The organism is Pukyongia salina, from assembly GCF_002966125.1.
GTDB lineage: Bacteria > Bacteroidota > Bacteroidia > Flavobacteriales > Flavobacteriaceae > Pukyongia > Pukyongia salina.
The window spans coordinates 748637-767590 of record NZ_CP027062.1; the positions used below are offsets into that span (position 1 = coordinate 748637).

13 protein-coding genes are annotated in these 18954 nt (G+C 43.0%); 6 read left to right on the forward strand and 7 right to left on the reverse strand.

From position 1 onward, the window contains the following. Positions 1-10: 10 nt before the first annotated feature. Positions 11-5338, reverse strand: a complete 5328-nt coding sequence (locus C5O00_RS03405) for a T9SS type B sorting domain-containing protein (protein WP_105214958.1) — start codon at positions 5336-5338, stop codon at positions 11-13. Between the two features lie 75 nt (positions 5339-5413). Between C5O00_RS03405 and C5O00_RS03410 the strand changes: the two genes are divergently transcribed. The 5 genes from C5O00_RS03410 (at position 5414) to C5O00_RS03430 (ending at position 10471) form a co-directional block, all read left to right on the forward strand. Beyond that, positions 5414-6316, forward strand: coding sequence for a NifU family protein (locus tag C5O00_RS03410; RefSeq protein ID WP_105214960.1), 903 nt, complete (start codon positions 5414-5416; stop codon positions 6314-6316). Positions 6317-6406: 90 nt separating this feature from the next. Further along, on the forward strand, positions 6407-6607 hold the full coding sequence (locus C5O00_RS03415) for a dodecin family protein (protein WP_105214962.1): 201 nt from the start codon (positions 6407-6409) through the stop codon (positions 6605-6607). A 143-nt stretch (positions 6608-6750) separates the two neighbouring features. Beyond that, the gene (locus C5O00_RS03420) at positions 6751-8796 is read left to right on the forward strand and encodes a thioredoxin domain-containing protein (protein ID WP_244593022.1); all 2046 of its coding nucleotides are present in this window, start codon (positions 6751-6753) and stop codon (positions 8794-8796) included. A gap of 250 nt (positions 8797-9046) precedes the next feature. After that, positions 9047-9745, forward strand: coding sequence for a hypothetical protein (locus tag C5O00_RS03425; protein WP_105214964.1), 699 nt, complete (start codon positions 9047-9049; stop codon positions 9743-9745). Between the two features lie 15 nt (positions 9746-9760). Next, the gene (locus tag C5O00_RS03430) at positions 9761-10471 is read left to right on the forward strand and encodes a hypothetical protein (protein ID WP_105214966.1); all 711 of its coding nucleotides are present in this window, start codon (positions 9761-9763) and stop codon (positions 10469-10471) included. A 5-nt stretch (positions 10472-10476) separates the two neighbouring features. On the opposite strand, the gene C5O00_RS03435 is transcribed toward C5O00_RS03430, so the two are convergent. Beyond that, the gene (locus C5O00_RS03435) at positions 10477-12144 is read right to left on the reverse strand and encodes a helix-turn-helix domain-containing protein (protein WP_105214968.1); all 1668 of its coding nucleotides are present in this window, start codon (positions 12142-12144) and stop codon (positions 10477-10479) included. A gap of 279 nt (positions 12145-12423) precedes the next feature. Between C5O00_RS03435 and C5O00_RS03440 the strand changes: the two genes are divergently transcribed. Further along, positions 12424-13158, forward strand: a complete 735-nt coding sequence (locus tag C5O00_RS03440; RefSeq protein ID WP_105214970.1) for a hypothetical protein — start codon at positions 12424-12426, stop codon at positions 13156-13158. Between the two features lie 9 nt (positions 13159-13167). Here the strand turns inward: C5O00_RS03440 and tsaB are convergent, their stop codons facing one another. The 5 genes from tsaB to C5O00_RS03465 all read right to left on the reverse strand — a co-directional run bounded on the left by tsaB (position 13168) and on the right by C5O00_RS03465 (position 18954). Further along, complete coding sequence (tsaB, locus tag C5O00_RS03445; protein WP_105214972.1) at positions 13168-13827, reverse strand: tRNA (adenosine(37)-N6)-threonylcarbamoyltransferase complex dimerization subunit type 1 TsaB; 660 nt, start codon at positions 13825-13827, stop codon at positions 13168-13170. Then, entirely contained in the window at positions 13827-15116 is a 1290-nt protein-coding gene (locus C5O00_RS03450) for an efflux RND transporter periplasmic adaptor subunit (protein ID WP_105214974.1), read from the reverse strand. Before C5O00_RS03450 ends, tsaB begins: the two co-directional genes overlap by 1 nt. 2 nt (positions 15117-15118) lie before the next feature. After that, positions 15119-16447 carry a TolC family protein gene (locus C5O00_RS03455; protein ID WP_105214976.1) on the reverse strand — a complete coding sequence of 443 codons (1329 nt, stop codon included), beginning with the start codon at positions 16445-16447 and terminating at the stop codon, positions 15119-15121. Between the two features lie 71 nt (positions 16448-16518). Continuing rightward, positions 16519-17679, reverse strand: coding sequence for an efflux RND transporter periplasmic adaptor subunit (locus tag C5O00_RS03460; protein WP_105214978.1), 1161 nt, complete (start codon positions 17677-17679; stop codon positions 16519-16521). A gap of 15 nt (positions 17680-17694) precedes the next feature. Further along, positions 17695-18954 carry an ABC transporter permease gene (locus C5O00_RS03465; protein ID WP_105214980.1) on the reverse strand — a complete coding sequence of 420 codons (1260 nt, stop codon included), beginning with the start codon at positions 18952-18954 and terminating at the stop codon, positions 17695-17697.

An 18954-nucleotide genomic window follows, 5' to 3' on the forward strand; every position in this document is an offset into this window, starting at 1 on the left:
TAAATTATGTCTATCGTTTTAGGGTAAAGTGTCCTTTAAACTCTTTTCGGGTTTCATCTTCGGTGTATTCCACCAAAAACCAGTAATCGCTCGAGGGCATCGGGTTTCCGTTATAGGTGCCGTCCCAGCCCTCTCCCAAAGGACTCAACTGCTTAAGCAGCTTGCCGAACCTGTCAAATATATAAATTTTTGCCGTAGGGTCACCACCGGCGATCCCGATGATGTTCCAGGTGTCGTGATAGCCATCCTGGTTGGGAGTGACAAAACGAGGATAGTCGATGATACTCACCTCTACCGTTACACTACCACAACCATTAACATCCTTGATCGTTACCAGGTGCATCCCCGGTAATACCCCCTCGAACAAGCCCTCACTCTGGAAAGGACCATCGTCCAGCTGGAAGCTATACTCCCCCAATCCCTCGGCCGTAGCCTGGATCGCATGGGCGCCCGCAAAGGCAGGTGTAACCACCTGTGCATCCCATGCAAGGGGCGGAGACGATATGGTAACGGTCGTAACAGCCTCGGTGCTGCAGCCACTGTTGTTCTCGGTAACGATCACACTGTAGGTGCCACCACTAAGAGCAACGATCGATGGATCGTCCTGACCCAACTGCAACTGTCCGTCGATAAACCATTCAAAACTATAAAGAGCAGGATCCAGACCCGTATCGATCACAGGGGGCGATAAAGATCCCTCCTCCTGGGGAATCGGATTGCCATTGGCATCCACACACAGGCGATAACTCTCCTCCAAAAATACCTCCGGTAATTCCTCTACCTTTAAGATCACCTGGGTAATATCATAACAGTCCGTGCCACTGTTCTCCACCCGGGCGTAGATCAGCTGCGGGTTGATCGTATTGGCAAATGGACTGCCCAATGCATTGGTGTTGGCATGAGCATCCTCCAGGGTAGGATGGAAACTCAACAGATAGACCGAAGGATCCTGACCCCCCAAAATCTGGTCGATCACCACCTGACTCTCCGCAGTACTGCCGTCCAGAACAAACTCCCCCAGACCGTCATTTGGCTCCACATTGTCACATATAATATACGGATCGGGAGTCGTGGCCACTGCACCCTCGCGCTCCTCGATCTCAAAACTCTGCTGGGCTATATAACAACCCGTATCACTGTTTAAGATCCCCACATAGATCGTCTGGGGATTGGTCGTGTTAGGATACGAAGTGGTGTTTAAGATCGGATTGAGCTGCGCATCGGCCTCCGCCTGACTCTCATAGAAACTCACCTGGAAGATCCCAGGATCCTGCCCCCCTAAGATCTCCTCGATCTTAGAGCTTAGATCAAACAACCCAAATCCATCCGAAGGTACCTCACACAAAATAAGAGGCGTAATGACAGCCGTAGCATCCGGAAGAGGATCAACGATCAACACCAACTCAACGATCTCAAAACATCCCTCAGGAATCGTATTGTTCTCTACCCGTACATAGATCGTCTGAGGACTACTGGTATTGGTATACATGGTAGGATCCACTATCGCATTGAGCCCGTCGAAGGCCTCCTGGTAACTCTCATGATAGGTCAGATCCCAAGGACTACCCCCGGTGATCTGTAAGGCGGCCTGGGTGAGATCGAAAACCTCCATCCCATCCCCCGGATCATTCACATCACAGAGCGAAAGAGCCTCCGGAGTACCCGGCTCAGGATTGGCATTGACCCGAAGGGTTAAACTCACCGTGGTATCCACACATCCACTGTTGCCGTCGGTAACCCGTACAAAAACCGTCTGGGGATTGCTTATATTCTCATAGGCCGTCGCAGGATCGATCGCATTGGTATTGTTCTGCGCATCGGCCAGGGTCTCATAGTACTGTACCCCAACGCCCAATACACCACCGGTGATCTCATCGTTCTTTACCGTGAGATCAAACAAGGTAACACCATCATTGGGCTCACCCACATCATCACACACACTCAAAGGAGTGGGCTGGGTAACTCCAGGACCCTCAGGCGTCTGAAGCTCAAAGGAGGTAATGGCAAAACAACCACTGCCATTGTGGGTCAATCGTACCCAGATCGTCTGAGGATTAGACGTATTCTGATAGGCCGTAGGCGTACCGATAAAAGGCGTACCCGCCTGTGCAGAAGCCAAACTCTCATGATAGGTGATCGTATGCTCACCAGGATCCTGACTGCCCAATACAGCAGCATCCTGAAGCGTAAGATCGAAGGTCTCTACCCCATTGCCCTCAGGATCACAGATCACCAAAGGATCTAACGTTAAGGGAACCACAGGGGTGGGAACCGCAATTAATTCTAACTCAACCACGCGGTAACAACCCGTGTTGAAAGGAGGAGGATTGATAGGAGAATAGGTCGCTCGTGCATAAACCGTCTGAGATCCCGATACAATATTCTGATACGGACTCGATAACGCAAAAATACCCGCCTGGGCATCGGCCAGAGTCTCATGATAGGTGATCGCCACCAACTCCCCGCCGGCTATCTCCGTATTCTTACTGTTGAGATCGAAAAGCGCAAAACCATCGTTGTCCGCATCACAAACCTCCAAGGGCGTAGGAGTCACAGGAGAAGGAACCGGATTGACCACCAGATCCAAAGTGAAACCCTGACTGGTCACACAACCCGTGGTGGCCCCCACAGCACGAATGTAGATCGTCTGAGGCTGAGGAACCTGATTGACATACGGACTGCTCAACGCATTGGCTCCCGTATCGGCATCTGCCTGGGTCTCGTGATAGGTGATCACAATACCCGGATCACCACCGGTGATCTCAAAGGTCTTACTCTCCAGATTGAAGGGCTCCATCTCATCCCCGGGATTGTTTACATCACATAACTCCAAAGGAGTAGGCGCATTGATCTGAGGTGGCAGGTTCACCTGTAACTCTAAGGTCGTCTGACCCTGACATCCGTTGCTGATATCCTCAACAACCACATAGATCGTCTGGGGATTAGACAGGTTCGGATAGGCCGTGGTGTTCACAATGGCAATACTAAGGGCCGGATCCTCATAATAGGTGATCGTATAATCACTCGGGTTCAACGACCCCAAAATCTCAGCCTCGGCCTGGGTGAGATCAAACAAGGCAAAACCATCGTTGTCATCATCACAAACCACCAAAGGCTGTGGATCGTTGATCAAAGGAGAATCCTGAACAATAAGGAGCAGGGTCGTGGTCGAATAACAACCCGTAGCAATATCGGTAAGACGTACATAGACCGTCTGTAGAAAAGGATCCACATTGGCATAAGGACTCACCAGTGCATTGACATTGTTTTGGGCATCGGCAAGGGTCTCGTGGTAACTCACCACCAAATTACCCGAAGGGTTCCCGTTGACCACATCCTCATCGGCATCGGTAAGGGTAAACTCCCCAAAACCATCATTGTCATCATCACAATAGGTTAACGGATCAGGCTGAAAGATCTCAGGGGCCATCACAACCACCAGATCCATCGCAAAGGTGCCGTAGCAACCCGTCATGTTATCCTCCACACGTACATAGATCGTCTCACCCGCACTGGTATAAGGAATCGCTAAAGGATTGGTGTTGGCATCGGCATCCACCTGGGTGGGGTGATAACTTACACTCAAAGCCAAATTACCATCCACGATCGTGGCATTCTGCATATTTAGATCGAAATCCTCTACCCCATCCCCATCATTGTCGCACTGCTCGAAAACAGGTACTTCAACAAAAGAAGGAATACTGCCCAAGATCAAACCAAAACTACCCACCGTATAACAACCCGCACTGTTCTCACCCCGTACCCAGATCACCTCACCACCACTGCCATAAGCATTGGCAGGCATGATAGGATTCAACCCAGCCTCAGCCTCAGGCTGACTCTGGTGATAGGTAAGGGTGACATTGACCAAAATGTTCAAAATCTCAGCATCCTTGCTCGTGAGATCAAAAATCTCTATCCCATCACCGTCGTTGTCGCAAATGAAATAATCACTAATGGGGTCTGTAAGAGCCGGTGCATCGTCTACCTGCAGATTTAGCGGTACTACGTCGTAGCAATTAAAATTAGTTTCTTCCAGCCTCGCCCAGACAGTCTGGAATCCGGCCTGTGTATTTGTATAAGCAGTGGGATCGGGAAATGGAAAGAATCCACCTTCGGCCGCAGCCTGGGTGTTGTGATAAGTAACTACAGTATTAGGTTGTCCATTTATAATCTGGGCATCCCTAATAGTTAGATCGAATTCGGCAAAACCATCATTAGGCACCTCATCACAGAGCACAATATCATCTGGCACGACGGCAACCGGCTGTGGCGCAAATTCTACCACTATATCGTCAAAGGCGGTACAACCACCACCCACTGTAGCTTCAACGCCGTAAGTTCCGGCCTGAGTAACAAGGAGAGATGAGTTTGTCTCACCGGGCAGAATATCGAATACCATTGTGACAGGGTTCCACACATACCACTGGTAGGTTGTCTGGCCTGATAGATCGGGCACAAGTTCGATTAAAACATCCTCTCCTTCACAAGGCGCATTTCCAGCGGCAATTGTGAGGTCCGGAGGAAGGCTAATCCCTATATTAAAGGATCCGGCTTCCAGAAAAACTGCCATATCCAGGGCAGTATCTGTCTCGTCTGCTACCACCATCTTGATGGTGTAGGTATTTCCTACGGTAACATTTCCCTGAGCGGATAACTGTACGATCTGGCCGTTATAATCGATGGCAGCATTAGCTGCAATATTGTATGGTTCGAAATTATATTTATCGAAATACTCCTCGTTGATAGCAGGACACTGGCCTATAACCTCAGGATGGATATTAGTGACCTCTATAGGGACAGCAGTTCCCGGCAGAACAGCCAGGTTTTGAACGGTCCCGGTTGCCTGATCTGTGAGGATAAATGCAAAGGCATCGGAAAAGGTGCATTCGAAGTTCTGGTCGTATTCTTCAGAAGCCATGATAAAATCGAAACTTATCTGGCTGATCTGCGGTACAAAGTCGAAAGAGATCCAGGAAGCATTGTTGGTATTGGTGGCGGTTGTCACTGCCTCAAGATCCGGATCTCCCGGCCAACCAAGACCACCATCACTATGAACTGTTAAATTGGGGCCAGGTGCATTTTGAACATTACCTGAACACAATATTATCCCCGATTCGAAGGGAAAATCGGACCCATTGGCCTCGAAATATGCAATCCCATTATCATCACCAAAATTAGTTCCTGTACTCTGCTGAAAATTGTCAACAACCGCACAAGTACTGTTTATCAGAATATCTTCCACCAATTCCTGTGTGGTATAGGATTCATCCACTGTAATTTGTGCATGACCCAGAACCATGAAGAAAAGTAGAATGGGGAGTAAAAATCTCTTCATACGTAGGTTGTTATCGCACCAAATATATTGAATACATTGGTTTTCTTTTGTTATTTTTGCAAAAAAAAGCTACACATGCAGCAATTTAGTGTTGATATTCAACCCACTAACAACGAAAACATCGTAAAATTTATTGCGAATTCCTTCCTTACACAGGCTAAAAGTTTCGAATTCAAGAATATAGACGATGCTAAACCAAGTCCCCTTGCCCAGCAACTGTTTTACCTCCCTTTTGTAAAAACAGTCTATATATCTCAGAATTTCATTGCCATTGAGAAATATAATATTGTTGAATGGGCCGATGTACAGGAAGAGGTAGCCGAATCTATCTCCACCTATCTGAACAGTGGCAAACCTGTGATCATAGAAAGTGAGGCACCTTCAAAGATCCCCGTATCGGTTTATGCCGAAAGCACTCCAAACCCAGCCGTTTTGAAGTTTGTAGCTAATAAACCCCTGGCCGAAGGAACCTTCGAATTTAAGAATATCGACGAGGCTTCCCTGGCACCTCTGGCGAAGGAATTGTTCACTTTTCCTTTCGTAAAAGAGATATTTATAAGTGCTAATTATGTTTCGGTAATGAAGTATAATGTGGCCGAATGGGACGAGATCACTATGGAATTGCGGGAATTCATCCGTAACTATCTTGAGATGGGAAAACCTGTGCTGGATGATGCGATTTTAACCGAAGAAAAACGCACTTCGGAAACTTCCGAAGAAAATAACAGAACCAGAACCGATCTAGACAAGGAGATCATCTCTATTCTGGACGAGTACATAAAACCTGCCGTGGCTGGAGACGGAGGCCATATTGCCTTCGATTCTTTTGATGAAAACACCAAAACTGTACGCGTAATTTTGCAAGGTGCCTGTAGCGGATGCCCTTCTTCTACTGTGACACTTAAAAATGGTATAGAAACCATGTTACGGGAGATGCTTAATGGCAAAGTTGCCCACGTTGAGGCGATAAATGGTTAAGCCAGGAGTTTATCGAGCTTTATGCATGGGAAGTTGAGAGGATTTTCGTATCTTCTAGACTACATTAATGTATAATTAAAAAGCAAGATTATGGCAGTTTTAAAAGTAATAGAAGTACTCTCAAACTCGAATGAAAGCTGGGAAGATGCGGCGAGAAACGCAGTAAAACATGCAGCTAAAAGTGTAAAGAACATTAGATCGGCATATATACACGAGCAGAGCGCAATTGTAAATGGAGATAATATTACCGAGTTCAGGGTAAATGTTAAGATAACTTTTGAAGTAAACTAAGATTATCCTGAAATCTTATAAAAATACGCTTTTGAAATCTCAATGGCGTATTTTTGTTTAAACCATTCAATATGATGCGAGGCGTTCTATTAGCATTCTTAATTCTTGCTCTATGTTATTCCTGTAATACTCCGAAAAAAGATATGTCTGATACACACAAATACACCAACGATCTCATTCATGAAACCAGTCCGTACTTACTTCAGCATGCACACAACCCGGTGAATTGGAAAGCCTGGAACAATGAGACCTTAAAACAGGCTAAGGACGAAAATAAGCTCATGATAGTGAGTATTGGGTATGCCGCCTGCCACTGGTGCCATGTGATGGAAAAAGAAAGTTTTGAGGATTCGACTGTAGCTGCGATAATGAACAAAAATTTTATCAATGTAAAAGTAGACCGGGAGGAACGACCCGATATAGACCAGATCTATATTGGTGCTGTTGAACTAATGACGGGTAGAGCCGGATGGCCTTTAAATGTGATCACTTTACCCGACGGGCGCCCGGTTTGGGGTGGCACTTATTTTAGGAAAGAGGACTGGATCCAGCGAATTGAAAAGATTCAAGAGATTTATGAGGAGGAACCGCAAATGTTAATAGAATATGCCAATAAGCTGGAAGAAGGTATCAAGTCTATGGATCTGGTTAATTTCAACAGTGCGGAAATTGACTTCAGTAATTACGATACCACTATGTTGGTGGAGAATTGGAGTAGAAAATTTGACCATCGTTACGGAGGGTATAACAGGGCCCCAAAATTCATGATGCCCAATAATTACCATTATTTGCTTCGGAACGCAGTAGCGAATAAGGATAATAAACTCCTTGAATACGTAAACCTAACTCTACAAAAAATGGCCTATGGAGGTGTTTACGACCATATTGGGGGTGGATTTGCACGCTATAGCACAGACGATCGTTGGCATGTGCCGCATTTTGAAAAGATGCTTTACGACAACGCTCAACTTGTAAGTTTATACAGCGATGCCTATGCTGTGACCAAAAACCCACTTTATGAGGAGATCGTCACAGAGACACTTTCATTCGTAGCTAAGGAACTAACACACGAATCAGGGGCATTCTACTCTTCTCTGGATGCCGATAGCGAAACGGAGACTGGCGAGCTGGAAGAGGGAGCATACTATATATACGGTAATGAGGAATTGGAGCCGTTACTCAAGGATGATTTCCAGCTGTTCCAGGATTATTACAATATTAATAGCTTCGGAAAATGGGAAAAACAACACTACGTACTTATCAGGACCAAGAGTGATCAGGAAATTTTGGAAGAATATAAGATCTCGCTTGAAACCCTTCAGAAGAAGAAAAAAAACTGGAAAGCAGCCTTATTAGAATACCGCAACCAACGTCCGCGTCCGCGTCTAGACGATAAATCTCTCACATCCTGGAACGGGTTAATGATGAAGGGCTATATAGATGCCTACAAGGTCTTTGGCAACGAAGCATACCTGGCGGCGGCCTTGAAGAATGGTAAATTTATTGTTGAAAATCAGTTACAACCGTCTGGTGCGCTCTATCATAATTACAAGGATGGGAAAAGTACAATAAACGGATATCTGGAGGATTACGCTTCGGTTATAGAGGCATTTATCTCCCTGTACGAAATCACCCTTGATGAAAGCTGGTTAGAACACTCGGTGAATCTAACAGAATATTGCTTCGATAAATTTTATGATCAGGAAAGAGGAATGTTTTATTTCACCTCATCTGATGATCCCAAATTACTCACACGTAGCTTTGAGTACAGGGATAATGTGATTCCGGCATCTAATTCGATCATGGCGAAAAATCTTTTCAAATTATCGCATTTTTACGAAGCATCGCGATATGGAGAAACTTCCAGGCAAATGCTAAAAAATGTGCTGGCCGAAATGGAACAATATCCCAGTGGGTTCTCCAACTGGCTGGATCTACATTCAAATTATCAACAGGATTTTTACGAAGTTGTAATAGTAGGTGAAAATGCACTCCAATTCGCCAGAGAGATAAATGCCACGTATATCCCAAACAAAATAGTAGCAGGAAGCACCGGCCCCGGAGACAGTTACTTACTAAAAGGGAGGTATTCTGAAGATAACACCCTTATTTACGTATGTGTTAATAATACATGTAAACTACCTGTTAGCGACTCAAAATCCGCCCTGGAGTTGATAAATACCGATTAACGCGACATAATTTTAGCTATCATACTTTCACAATTAATACGTCTTTAACAAAATTAAAAAACATAAATAGCTATATTCGCCTGCTCTGATATTCAGGAGACCAACAATCGAAACCTAAAAGACCTTCCGGGCACTGCTTATTTAAATGAAGACTGTTGTTTACATTGGCAGCGCTAAAGCGCTTTTTTCGATACTCACTTGAGTTATTAGATAACATTAACAACAAATTTAAAACACCACCTTACCAGTCATGAGAAGAATATTTATTCTATTCACCCTCGCATTAATCACTTTTACATCATCAAATACCATAGCCCAAGGCGTTTTTAACGATCCCGAAACAGATACCTATATCTCGCGGAGATCCATTACAATGCCCGATCATGGATACACTTACACCGGCTCTCCTTACGAGAATAAGGCATTTCAACCCGGGTTTGTTTTTAAGGATGGTAAAATTCTTGCAAGCAACGTAGGACTTCGATACAATGCAGCCCGAGATGAATTTGAGATCAAGAAATCTGTGAATACATCAAATTACGCAGCAAAAGTTCTGGTAAAATCTGAAGACATCTATGTGAAGATCATGAACAGATTGTATGTTTTTGTAGATAAGAACGAAGAGAACAAAACTGGCGGATACTACGAAGTACTTCTTGATGGCGAACGTATTAGCCTGTACAAGAAATTATCGAAGGAATTCATTGAAGGAAAGAAAGCAGTTAATTCGATAGCTACAGATATTCTTCCGATGTATAAAGAAAAAGAACAACTGTTCCTGTTGAACGAGAATAATGAACTTACCGAATTACCCAACTCAAGAAACGGTAGAATAAATTATTTCAGCAGTAGCAAAAAGCAAATAAAGCAACATATAAGAGATAATAAACTCAATATAAACAAGAGTTATGATCTTATAAAGTTGATTAGATATTACAATAATATTTAATTAGGCATTGTCCCGATGAAATTAAAGATCTTAATTCTCTTAGCCGTGGTTGTGATGAGTTTTACGGCCGTAGCCCAGTTTCAAACAAGGCAATCGATCAACGAACTCTACCTTGCAGACTCCTATATAAAACGCCAGGCTAACGGAATTAGCTACAGCAATCCGGATGAATACAAAGGGACTCCCTACAATTTTCCCGATTATCAAATAGGAAACGTTTACAAAGGCAATGCGCTATTCGCTACCGAGGTGGCTTTACGTTACAACGCCGTTGCAGACGAACTTGAGGTTAAAGAATCTTTGGCCACTCCCAATGAAGATGCACGAGTACTACCCAAAGACCCGGAGATCTTTGTAAAGATCGGGGATGATATTTTTGTGTTCGTTCCCTTCGAAGGGAAAATTGAGGAAGGTGGATATTTTCATGTAATGTTCGAAGGTAAAAAACTGGACCTGTACAAAAAGATCATTAAAAAAGTGATTCCCGGCAAAAAAGCTTCCAATTCGTTAACAAAAGATGTCCCTACCGAATTTAGGGACAAATCCCAGTATTTCCTGGTTACAAAAAACGGCAGGTTTTATCAATTACCCGATACCAAAGCCAGGAAGTTCGACATATTTGGCGCCAACAAAGATATAGTGATGAAGTATGTGGATGATAATGATCTGGACGTCGATAAAGATGAAGATCTGCTTAAGATCGTGATGTATTACGACAGCATCTAGTCGATCTAACCTGAGGTCTGCTGTAATTGTTTCAGGTAATAGGAAGGATATATTCCGTGTTTCTTATAAAAACTCTTCGAAAAAGATTCGGCACTCTTAAAGCCACATTCATTGGCAATCGCCTTAATGGTATATTTTCTGAAAGTAGTGTTCTCCTTTAATTCCTCCACCGCATAATCGATCCTGAGATCGTTGATATACTGCGAAAAGTTCTTCCCCTTTTTCAAATTGATGATCTTAGATAAGTAGGTGGAATTTGTCTCGAAGTCTTTGGCCATCTCGTTGAGGGAAATTCGTTGTGAGAGGTATTTCTTTTCAGATTCAAAAACTTTTAGACGTGTCATGATACTTTCGATGATCTCTGGTGAAATACCAATTTCTTCAATTTCATCGGTTTCTTCCTCTTCATCCTTACGCGTATTCATCATTAGGTTCTCAAACCGTTTCTTGTATTGTTTTTGTCTTCTGAAATAATAAAGTACAAATCCAATGCTTACTACCAGAAATCCCAATGCCCATGCCAGGTTGGTGGAGGAAGCCCTGTTCTTCTGCTCGAGTTGGGAGATCAAAGTCTCTTTTTCCTCTACCAGTTTCGGGATCTCATAATCATTAACTGTCTTCTTGTTTATGTTCCTTTTTTTATTTTCGATCAGCCTTAAGACCACAACCAACTTGTACAAATAGTCCAGTTGTATCTCATCTTCTCCCCTGTCCTTATGGTAACTGATCAATTTATCATAAACTTCGGGTAGTTCCGGGTACAATACACTTCGTTCCTCGTACAACGAATCGATTTTAGTGTAATATTGCATGCCTTTATCTACTTCACCCTTATCGTAATATATACTTCCTACGTAGTAGTAATAATACGGCAGATAATAGTTATTGAATTCGTTTCGATAGCGATCTGCTTTCTGAAGGCTGTCGAGTGCTTCGTCGTAATCCCCCTTTACGTATAAAGCCGTACCCGATCGCGACACAAAGGCGTAATAAGTGGCCGAATCTCCCGCTTTTAAGGACTCTATGATGCCTTCTCTGAAATAGTATAATGCCGAATCCGGTTTTTTAAGGTTCACATAGGAGCGCCCTAGCCCTTCCAGGGACGACAAATAGTTTTGTTCGTATTGTTCGCTATTTTTATTTTGCTGAAGTAATTTGTAGGTAAGCAAATGTGCTTCCAGGGCTTCCTGATAGTCTCCCCACAATTCGTTTATATCGTTTATCTGGTGTAAGGCCGTGATCTGATGCCCGATCTGGTTTTTTTCCCTGGCAGACTGATAACCTAGTAATGCACTTTGAAGGCTCCGTTCGTATTCTTCATTTTCGTAGAGATAATAGGATTTAAATAAATAACCAACAGTAGGAAAATTTTTATGGGTGCTGTTTTTTGAAAGCTGAATAGCTGTATCAAGGAATTTTATGGCCTCCCTTCGGTCTGAAACGAACGAAAGTCTTGTATACCCTCTGGCGATCTTAGTGCTGTCATTTACTAATCTCGCTTTTTCAATATATTTTCTGGCAATACGTTCGGCGGTAAGCGTATCATCTGCGTGCCGGTCGAATAAAACGATAAGAGAATCTATGTGGCGTTCTTCAAGATACGAATCTGTTATGTCCTGTGCATTCATTAGCGAACTTAAAAGCACGATACAACATAACAATTTCAATCTCATAGTTGGGTGGTTTTCTAGTATTTTAGGACTACCGAAATAGCTACCATAAATTTACTTTTTTATTACGTAGCTGCACAAAAATACTGGCCTTTTGGGCCGGTAAAAACCATAAAACCCTTGATTTAGTGGGGTTTAACAGCCGGGTTTAGGGTCTTCATTTATAAATTTCGACAGCGAATTAATAAATAACGTTATTATAAACTTGCAAATAGCGCCTACTGTGATTAGTTTTACATAAGAAATACTTAAACGAGCATTTACGACTTTAATTAACATATAATGAAAAAGAAAATTTTATTACTTACCCTACTTCTGGCAGGCGGTCTTTTCCAGGCCGCCGCACAGAATTTTGGTGGAGACCCTTCACAGTTAAGAGCTTTCACCAATAGTCTTCATCAATTAGATGAATTTATAGAAAGGCAAAATATGGGAATCGATTTTGCAGAGACCGATACCTATACGGGTACGCCTTACAATCATCCTTCCTATTTGCCTGGTAATGTTTATAAGGGTAAAGAATTATTGGCAACCAACGTGGCGCTTCGTTACAATGCCATAGCGGATGAAATGGAAGTAAAGGAGTCTCTGGATACTCCGGATAAGGAAGCTAAAGTATTAACCAAATCTCCCGATATATATGTGAAGATAGGCAGTAAGGATATCTTTGTTTTTGTTCCTTATGACGGAGGAATTGAGGATGGAGGATATTTCCAGGTCCTGTCTGAAGGAAATAAATATGATCTCTTCAAGAAAGTAAAGAAGGATTTTACTCCGGCAAAGAAAGCAACTACTTCAATTACACGGGATATTCCTGCTAAATTTGCAGATAAACCGGTGTATTATATAGTGACCAAAAATGGTAAATTCTATGAATTACCTTCTTCGAGAAAGAAAAAGCTCAAGGTATTTTCGGATAATGAAAAGCTGGTAAAGAATTATGTGAATTCTAATAATCTGGACCTGAATAACGAAAAGGACCTGATTAGGGTTATCAAGTACTATGACGGAGTATAAGCATAACCTTTAACCTGAAATGAAATCTTTCAGATAATACGGCTCAAAATAAGCGACATCTTCGGTGTCGCTTATTTTATATTTACGCTCCGCTATCCCGGCCATATCAATTGCGGATGGCATCGCATTGGGCATAAAAACGGCATTAGGATGATTTACTATTTTCTGAAATTTAGCCACCCCATTCCCAAGGAACACTGCCCTTCCTTTCTCGAGGAGATCGGCAAAAGAAGTATCATTTAATACTTCAGCCCGGGTTTCTCTAATTCGCTTGTTCGAGGCGTCGAACACCGCCGAATAGACCTCCATTCGCCTGGCATCCAACATAGGGACCTTATAATCGGCAGTGATATCTTTCGTTATGATCATCGATTCCAGAGTAGGAACAGATATCAAAGGAATGTCCAACACATAACAAAGTCCTTTTGCGGCCGATACTCCTATTCGAAGACCGGTGTAAGATCCGGGACCTTTACTAACAGCTATGGCGTCCAGATCATCCATATCGATTTCACCAATGGCGAGAACTTCTTCAATATAAGGATGAAGTTTCTCGGCATGCGAATAACCCGGACTCTGATCTTCTTTAAAAGCAATAACGCTTCCGTTTACCGAAAGCGCTACAGAGCAATTTGTGGTGGCTGTCTCAAGACATAGTATGGTAGCCATTATTCAGTTTCTTTTTCTTCTTCTTTTTTGTCTTCGGCTTCGCTAACCTTATCTCCGCAATCCAGGGTTTTGGTAACGGTGTTATACGGTCCCGTGATAACCACGTCGCCCACGTTGAGTCCCGAAGTGATCTCTATGTTCGAATCATCCTGAATCCCCGTGGTAACGATCCTCAATTTGGCTTCGTCACCTTCTTTCACGAAAACACATTCAAATTTTTCTTGTTCTCCTTCGGTCACCTTCTTCTTCGCTTTATAACTTTTCGTACAACTGGTATCTGTCTTTATCACGATAGCGCTAATAGGTACTCCTGTAACGTCTTTCTTCTTTTCAGTAATAATATCTACAGTGGCCGTCATACCCGGACGGAAAGGCGAATAATAATCTGGCTTCCCTTCGGTTAGATCGGCATAGGATTCGGGAAGAATACGAACCTTTACCTTAAAGTTTGTAACCTGGTCTACCGATATGGCATTCTCTGCCGAGTTCGCAATCTCTGTAACCACTCCTTTAAATTCTCGCTTTAAATAGGCGTCTACCTCGACAATGGTAGAATCCTCTAAGGATACTTTTACAATATCATTCTCGTTCACATCTACTTCAACTTCCATGTTGTTGAGGTCGGCTACACGAACGATCTCAGTACCTGCCATTTGGGCTGTTCCCACTACACGTTCTCCTAATTCGACAGATAATTTCGAAATAGTACCATCCATAGGTGCATAAATTGTGGTGCGCTCCAGGTTGTCGCGTGATTGTTTCAAATTAGCTGCTGCACTTTGTACGCTATAATAGGCTGCCTGCTTATTAGCCTGTGCAGACTCATATTCATTCACAGACCGATCCCATTCAGATTTCGAAATAACTCCTTTTTCGAAAAGTTCTTTGTTTCTGTTATAGTTTAACTGGGCGTTCTTCAAATTGGCTTCAGCCTGAGATAATTGAGCTCTTACGTTTTGTAATCCGGCCTGGGACTGACTCACTGCAGCCTGTATGAGGTCGGGATTTATTTTTACCAGAAGGTCTCCTTTTTTTACCTGCTGTCCTTCTTTTATAGGTAATTCGATAATCTCACCAGATACTTCGGATGATAGTGCCACTTCAACTTCCGGCTGTATCTTCCCGGTCGCTGCCACTGTTTCTACGATTTCCAGTGGTTCGATCTCGGTGAGCTCGACCTTGGTAGTATCACTATCGGAACCAATCCATCCTTGCTTTTTGCCTACTACCAGGAGTATGAGCACGACAAGTATGAACGAAATAATGATGATTAGTGTTTTTTTCTTCATAACTAAAACTTTAATTCGGTTGCAGGGATACCAAAATACAACTCTAACACTTTTAATTTAAAAATATAATCATATTTCGTCCTGTTCACTTCTATACTGGCATTGTCGAATCTCAATTTAGACTGACTGAAATCGAACGCATTGGTTAGACCCACATCGTATCTGTCTTTGGCGTATTGATAAGCGAGTTCCTGAGATTCGAACGCCTTCACAGCAGCTTCGTATGCTTTAAAGGCCCCTTTTACATCCACATAGGCCTGGTAGATATTAGATTCCAGGTCTAATTGAGCTTGTTCCAGTTGATACCGGCTGCGCTGAAGGTTTACTTTACTGCGCTTTACGTTACTTCGAACATTAAGGCCATTAAGCACAGGTACGTTGAGTTGCAAACCGTAACCTATACCATCATTGAGATATAATTGTTCGGTGAAAGATCTATTAAGTGGGTCGTTGTCTGCATATCGAGTGTTGTATCCAAAGAATGCAGACAAGGTAGGATAATAGGCCCCCCTGGCTAATTGCAGATCCTTTTCCGCAATGGCAACGTCACTTTCGGCGATTTTAATTTCGGATCTTGTTTCTTTCGCGTTGGCAATGATCTCGGCAACAGATTTGGAAGATATTCCATCGTCGACGATATCATATCCTTCATCTTCAATATCGAAGGTTTCGTATTCCTTGATCAATAAAAGCTGTGCCAGGCTTATCAGTGATATCTGCACTGTATTTTCAGCAGTTACAATATTCTGAATTTCACTAGCATCGGTGGCTTGTATCTCTAAAAGATCACCTCTGGGTAATACCCCTGCATCTACCAGATCCTGGGTACGGGAAATTTGCTCTTTTGTTACATTATTTTGAGCCTTCAGCACATCCAGGTTAGCTTTATTCAGCAAAACCTGCAAATAGGCATTGGCAACAAAGAGAGAGATGTCGTCTTTCATCTTATCGAGACGATGTTGGGCTGCCAATTTCGAAATTTTAGCCCTTTGGACATTTCTAAAATTTCGCAGACCATCAAATAATGTATAGCCAACATTTATAGAACCGGAAGCCGACCCGAAAGTTGTATTCTCCAGTTCATTATTCGTTGGGTTTAAACTTAGACCTGTATTCTCCGAAAGACTGGCGCTTCCATTAATAGAGGGTAGGAAATTACCAATGGCAGCAAGTTTGTCTGCATCGGTTGCTTCCAGATCAAGTTCCGATTGTTTTACTGAAATATTATTCTCCAGGGCATAGGTTACACATTCTTTAAGTGTCCACTTCTTCTGCGCATAGATATTAGTTGCCGCTAGGAGTAAGATTAGAATAATAACTAGTTTCTTCATAGAGTTGATAGTTGCCGAATTTGTCTTTTAATATGTTAAAGTGTTACAGTCTGTTGGTTAAAAAATGAATCTTAATTCCTTCCGAAATCCTGTGCCGGCTTGATTTGATTCCACACCTTTATCTTATCATCCTTTGTGATACCACTCTTTACTTCCACTTTAATCCCATCGCTTATACCCAATTGTATATCCCTGCGTTCAAATTTCTGATCTCCCGTTTCGATCTCCACAAAAGGTTGCTGAGTTTTAGGATCGTATTGCACAAGCGCCTCTTTTAGCGTGAGGACACTATCTGCTCTGGCCAAGATAATAGAGGCATTGGCACTTAATCCCGCTCTGATAAAGGTAGTATCTTTTTTCTTTAAAGTTCCCTTAATCTCAAACTGAATGGCACCATTCTCGCTCACCCCCTTGGGCGCAATATAATCCAGTACTGCATCGAAAGTAGCATTCTCAATTGCCCCAACAGTAATTTCCAGAGGCAGATTTTCGGTGATCTTACCAACTTCACTTTCATCCACTTTCCCCTCGAAAATCATTTTCTCCACATCGGCCAAAGTGGCGATGGTTGTTCCGTCGTTAAAATTATTGGCTTCTATCACCTGGTTACCTACTTTCACCGGAACGTCAAGCACCATTCCCGAGACAGTCGCCCTGATCTCGGTCGTTGCCGCCGATCCCAGCCCGCTAGTGGTACCTGTTTTTACGATGTCGTAATTTTGCTGAGCTCCGGAAAGATTGACCTTCTCCTGGTTAAAACGTTGCTGCGCCTGATTAAACGCTAGCTGAGCATTGTCGAATTCGTTGGCCGAAATGACCCCTTTCTCAAATAAACCTTTCTGTCGATTATAGATATTCCGTTCGTTTTCAAGAGCAAGCCTGGCCGTTTCTAATTGTGTTTTAGAACTATTTATGCTATTCTTTGCGCTGGTAAGGGCAGAGACATTAGGCACCACCTTCACTTTTGCCAGAAGATCTCCAGCGTTCACTTCTTCACCGGCTTCAACAAAAACTTCATCAATGATACCGGAGATATTTGGTTTTATAAGGACTTCTTCTTTTGGCACTATACTCCCTGTGGCTACCGTCTTTTTAATGATAGTCCCCATTTCGGCCTGTTCGGTCTCATAGACAACCGGATCTTCCTGGTTCTTTGAATATAAATAATACAAGGCTGCAGTGAAAGTGATCACTATAACAGCGAGAATGATAATGGTAACCGTCTTTTTCATTTTTATAGTTAGTTATTATTCGGTTCGTAGTGCATCTACAGGTTTTATTTTTATGGCATTCTGAGCCGGTATGAATCCGGCCAGTAAACCCGATATTATTAAGATTATCAAGGCAGATATTACCACGGTAATATCCACACTGGGGTTAGAGAACATATCTACCGGACCATTTGCATCCAACACCTTATTGATTGCGTAGATAACAAGGGCTCCCAGGGATATTCCCAGCATCCCAGATAGAATGGTAAGCACAATGGATTCCAACAATACCTGACCTCGTATCGCCCAGGGCGTAGCTCCTAGTGCCCTTCTAATTCCAATTTCCTTGGTGCGTTCTTTTACAACAATAAGCATAATGTTGCTTATTCCTATAACTCCCGATAATAAGACAAGGGTCCCCACAAAATACGCGATCAATTTTAAGGCAAAAAAGAGTCCTTCTATTCTGCTGTATTGCTCATATAGATCGAAATTACCTATAGCCCTGTCGTCATCCGGATGTATGGTATGCCGTTGTTTTACTACATCGAAGATCTGTTCTTTCAACTCGGTAATAGATGAACCATCGTTGGCGGTGATCGCCATCCATCCCACACGGTCTCCTCGGTTAAAGGCTTGAGAAAAGGACGTAAAAGGCACATAAATCTCCTTTTGATCTTCTTCTGAATCACCCCCCTGCGACTTCTTTTTATAAGTTCCTACCACAATGAAGTTCACTCCATTGATCTTGATATAGGTTCCGAGAACATCCTCGTTCGAACTGTATAAGGCCGTCTTTACTCCTTCTCCTATTATTGCAACCTTTCTTTTTTCTTCTATGTCTCCATAGTTGATAAACCTTCCGCTGGTAATATCCATGGGCTGCTGTTCTATGATCTCCGGGTAATCTCCGTATACATTGAACGCTCCCGTATTCAGGCCACGAACAACATTATTACTACCCCCAAATCCCCCCAGTTGATTCCTAGGTGAGATGAATCTCAATTCCGGCACATTATCTTTTATTGCCTGAACATCTCCCAAACGATATGTAAAACGCCGTCCTTTAGGTAAGCCCTTATAGGGTTTAGAGATGGTCTGGGTCCACATGAACATGGTGTTGGTGGCTATATCCCCGAAATCTGCTTTAACGCCATTCTCAAGTCCCTTCCCAGCAGCTAGAAGAATAACGAGAATAAAAATTCCCCAGAGCACTCCAAAGGCTGTAAGTACGGTTCTAAACCAATTACTGCTTAAGGCTTCTAATATTTCGCTCCAGCGGTCTCTGTTAAACAT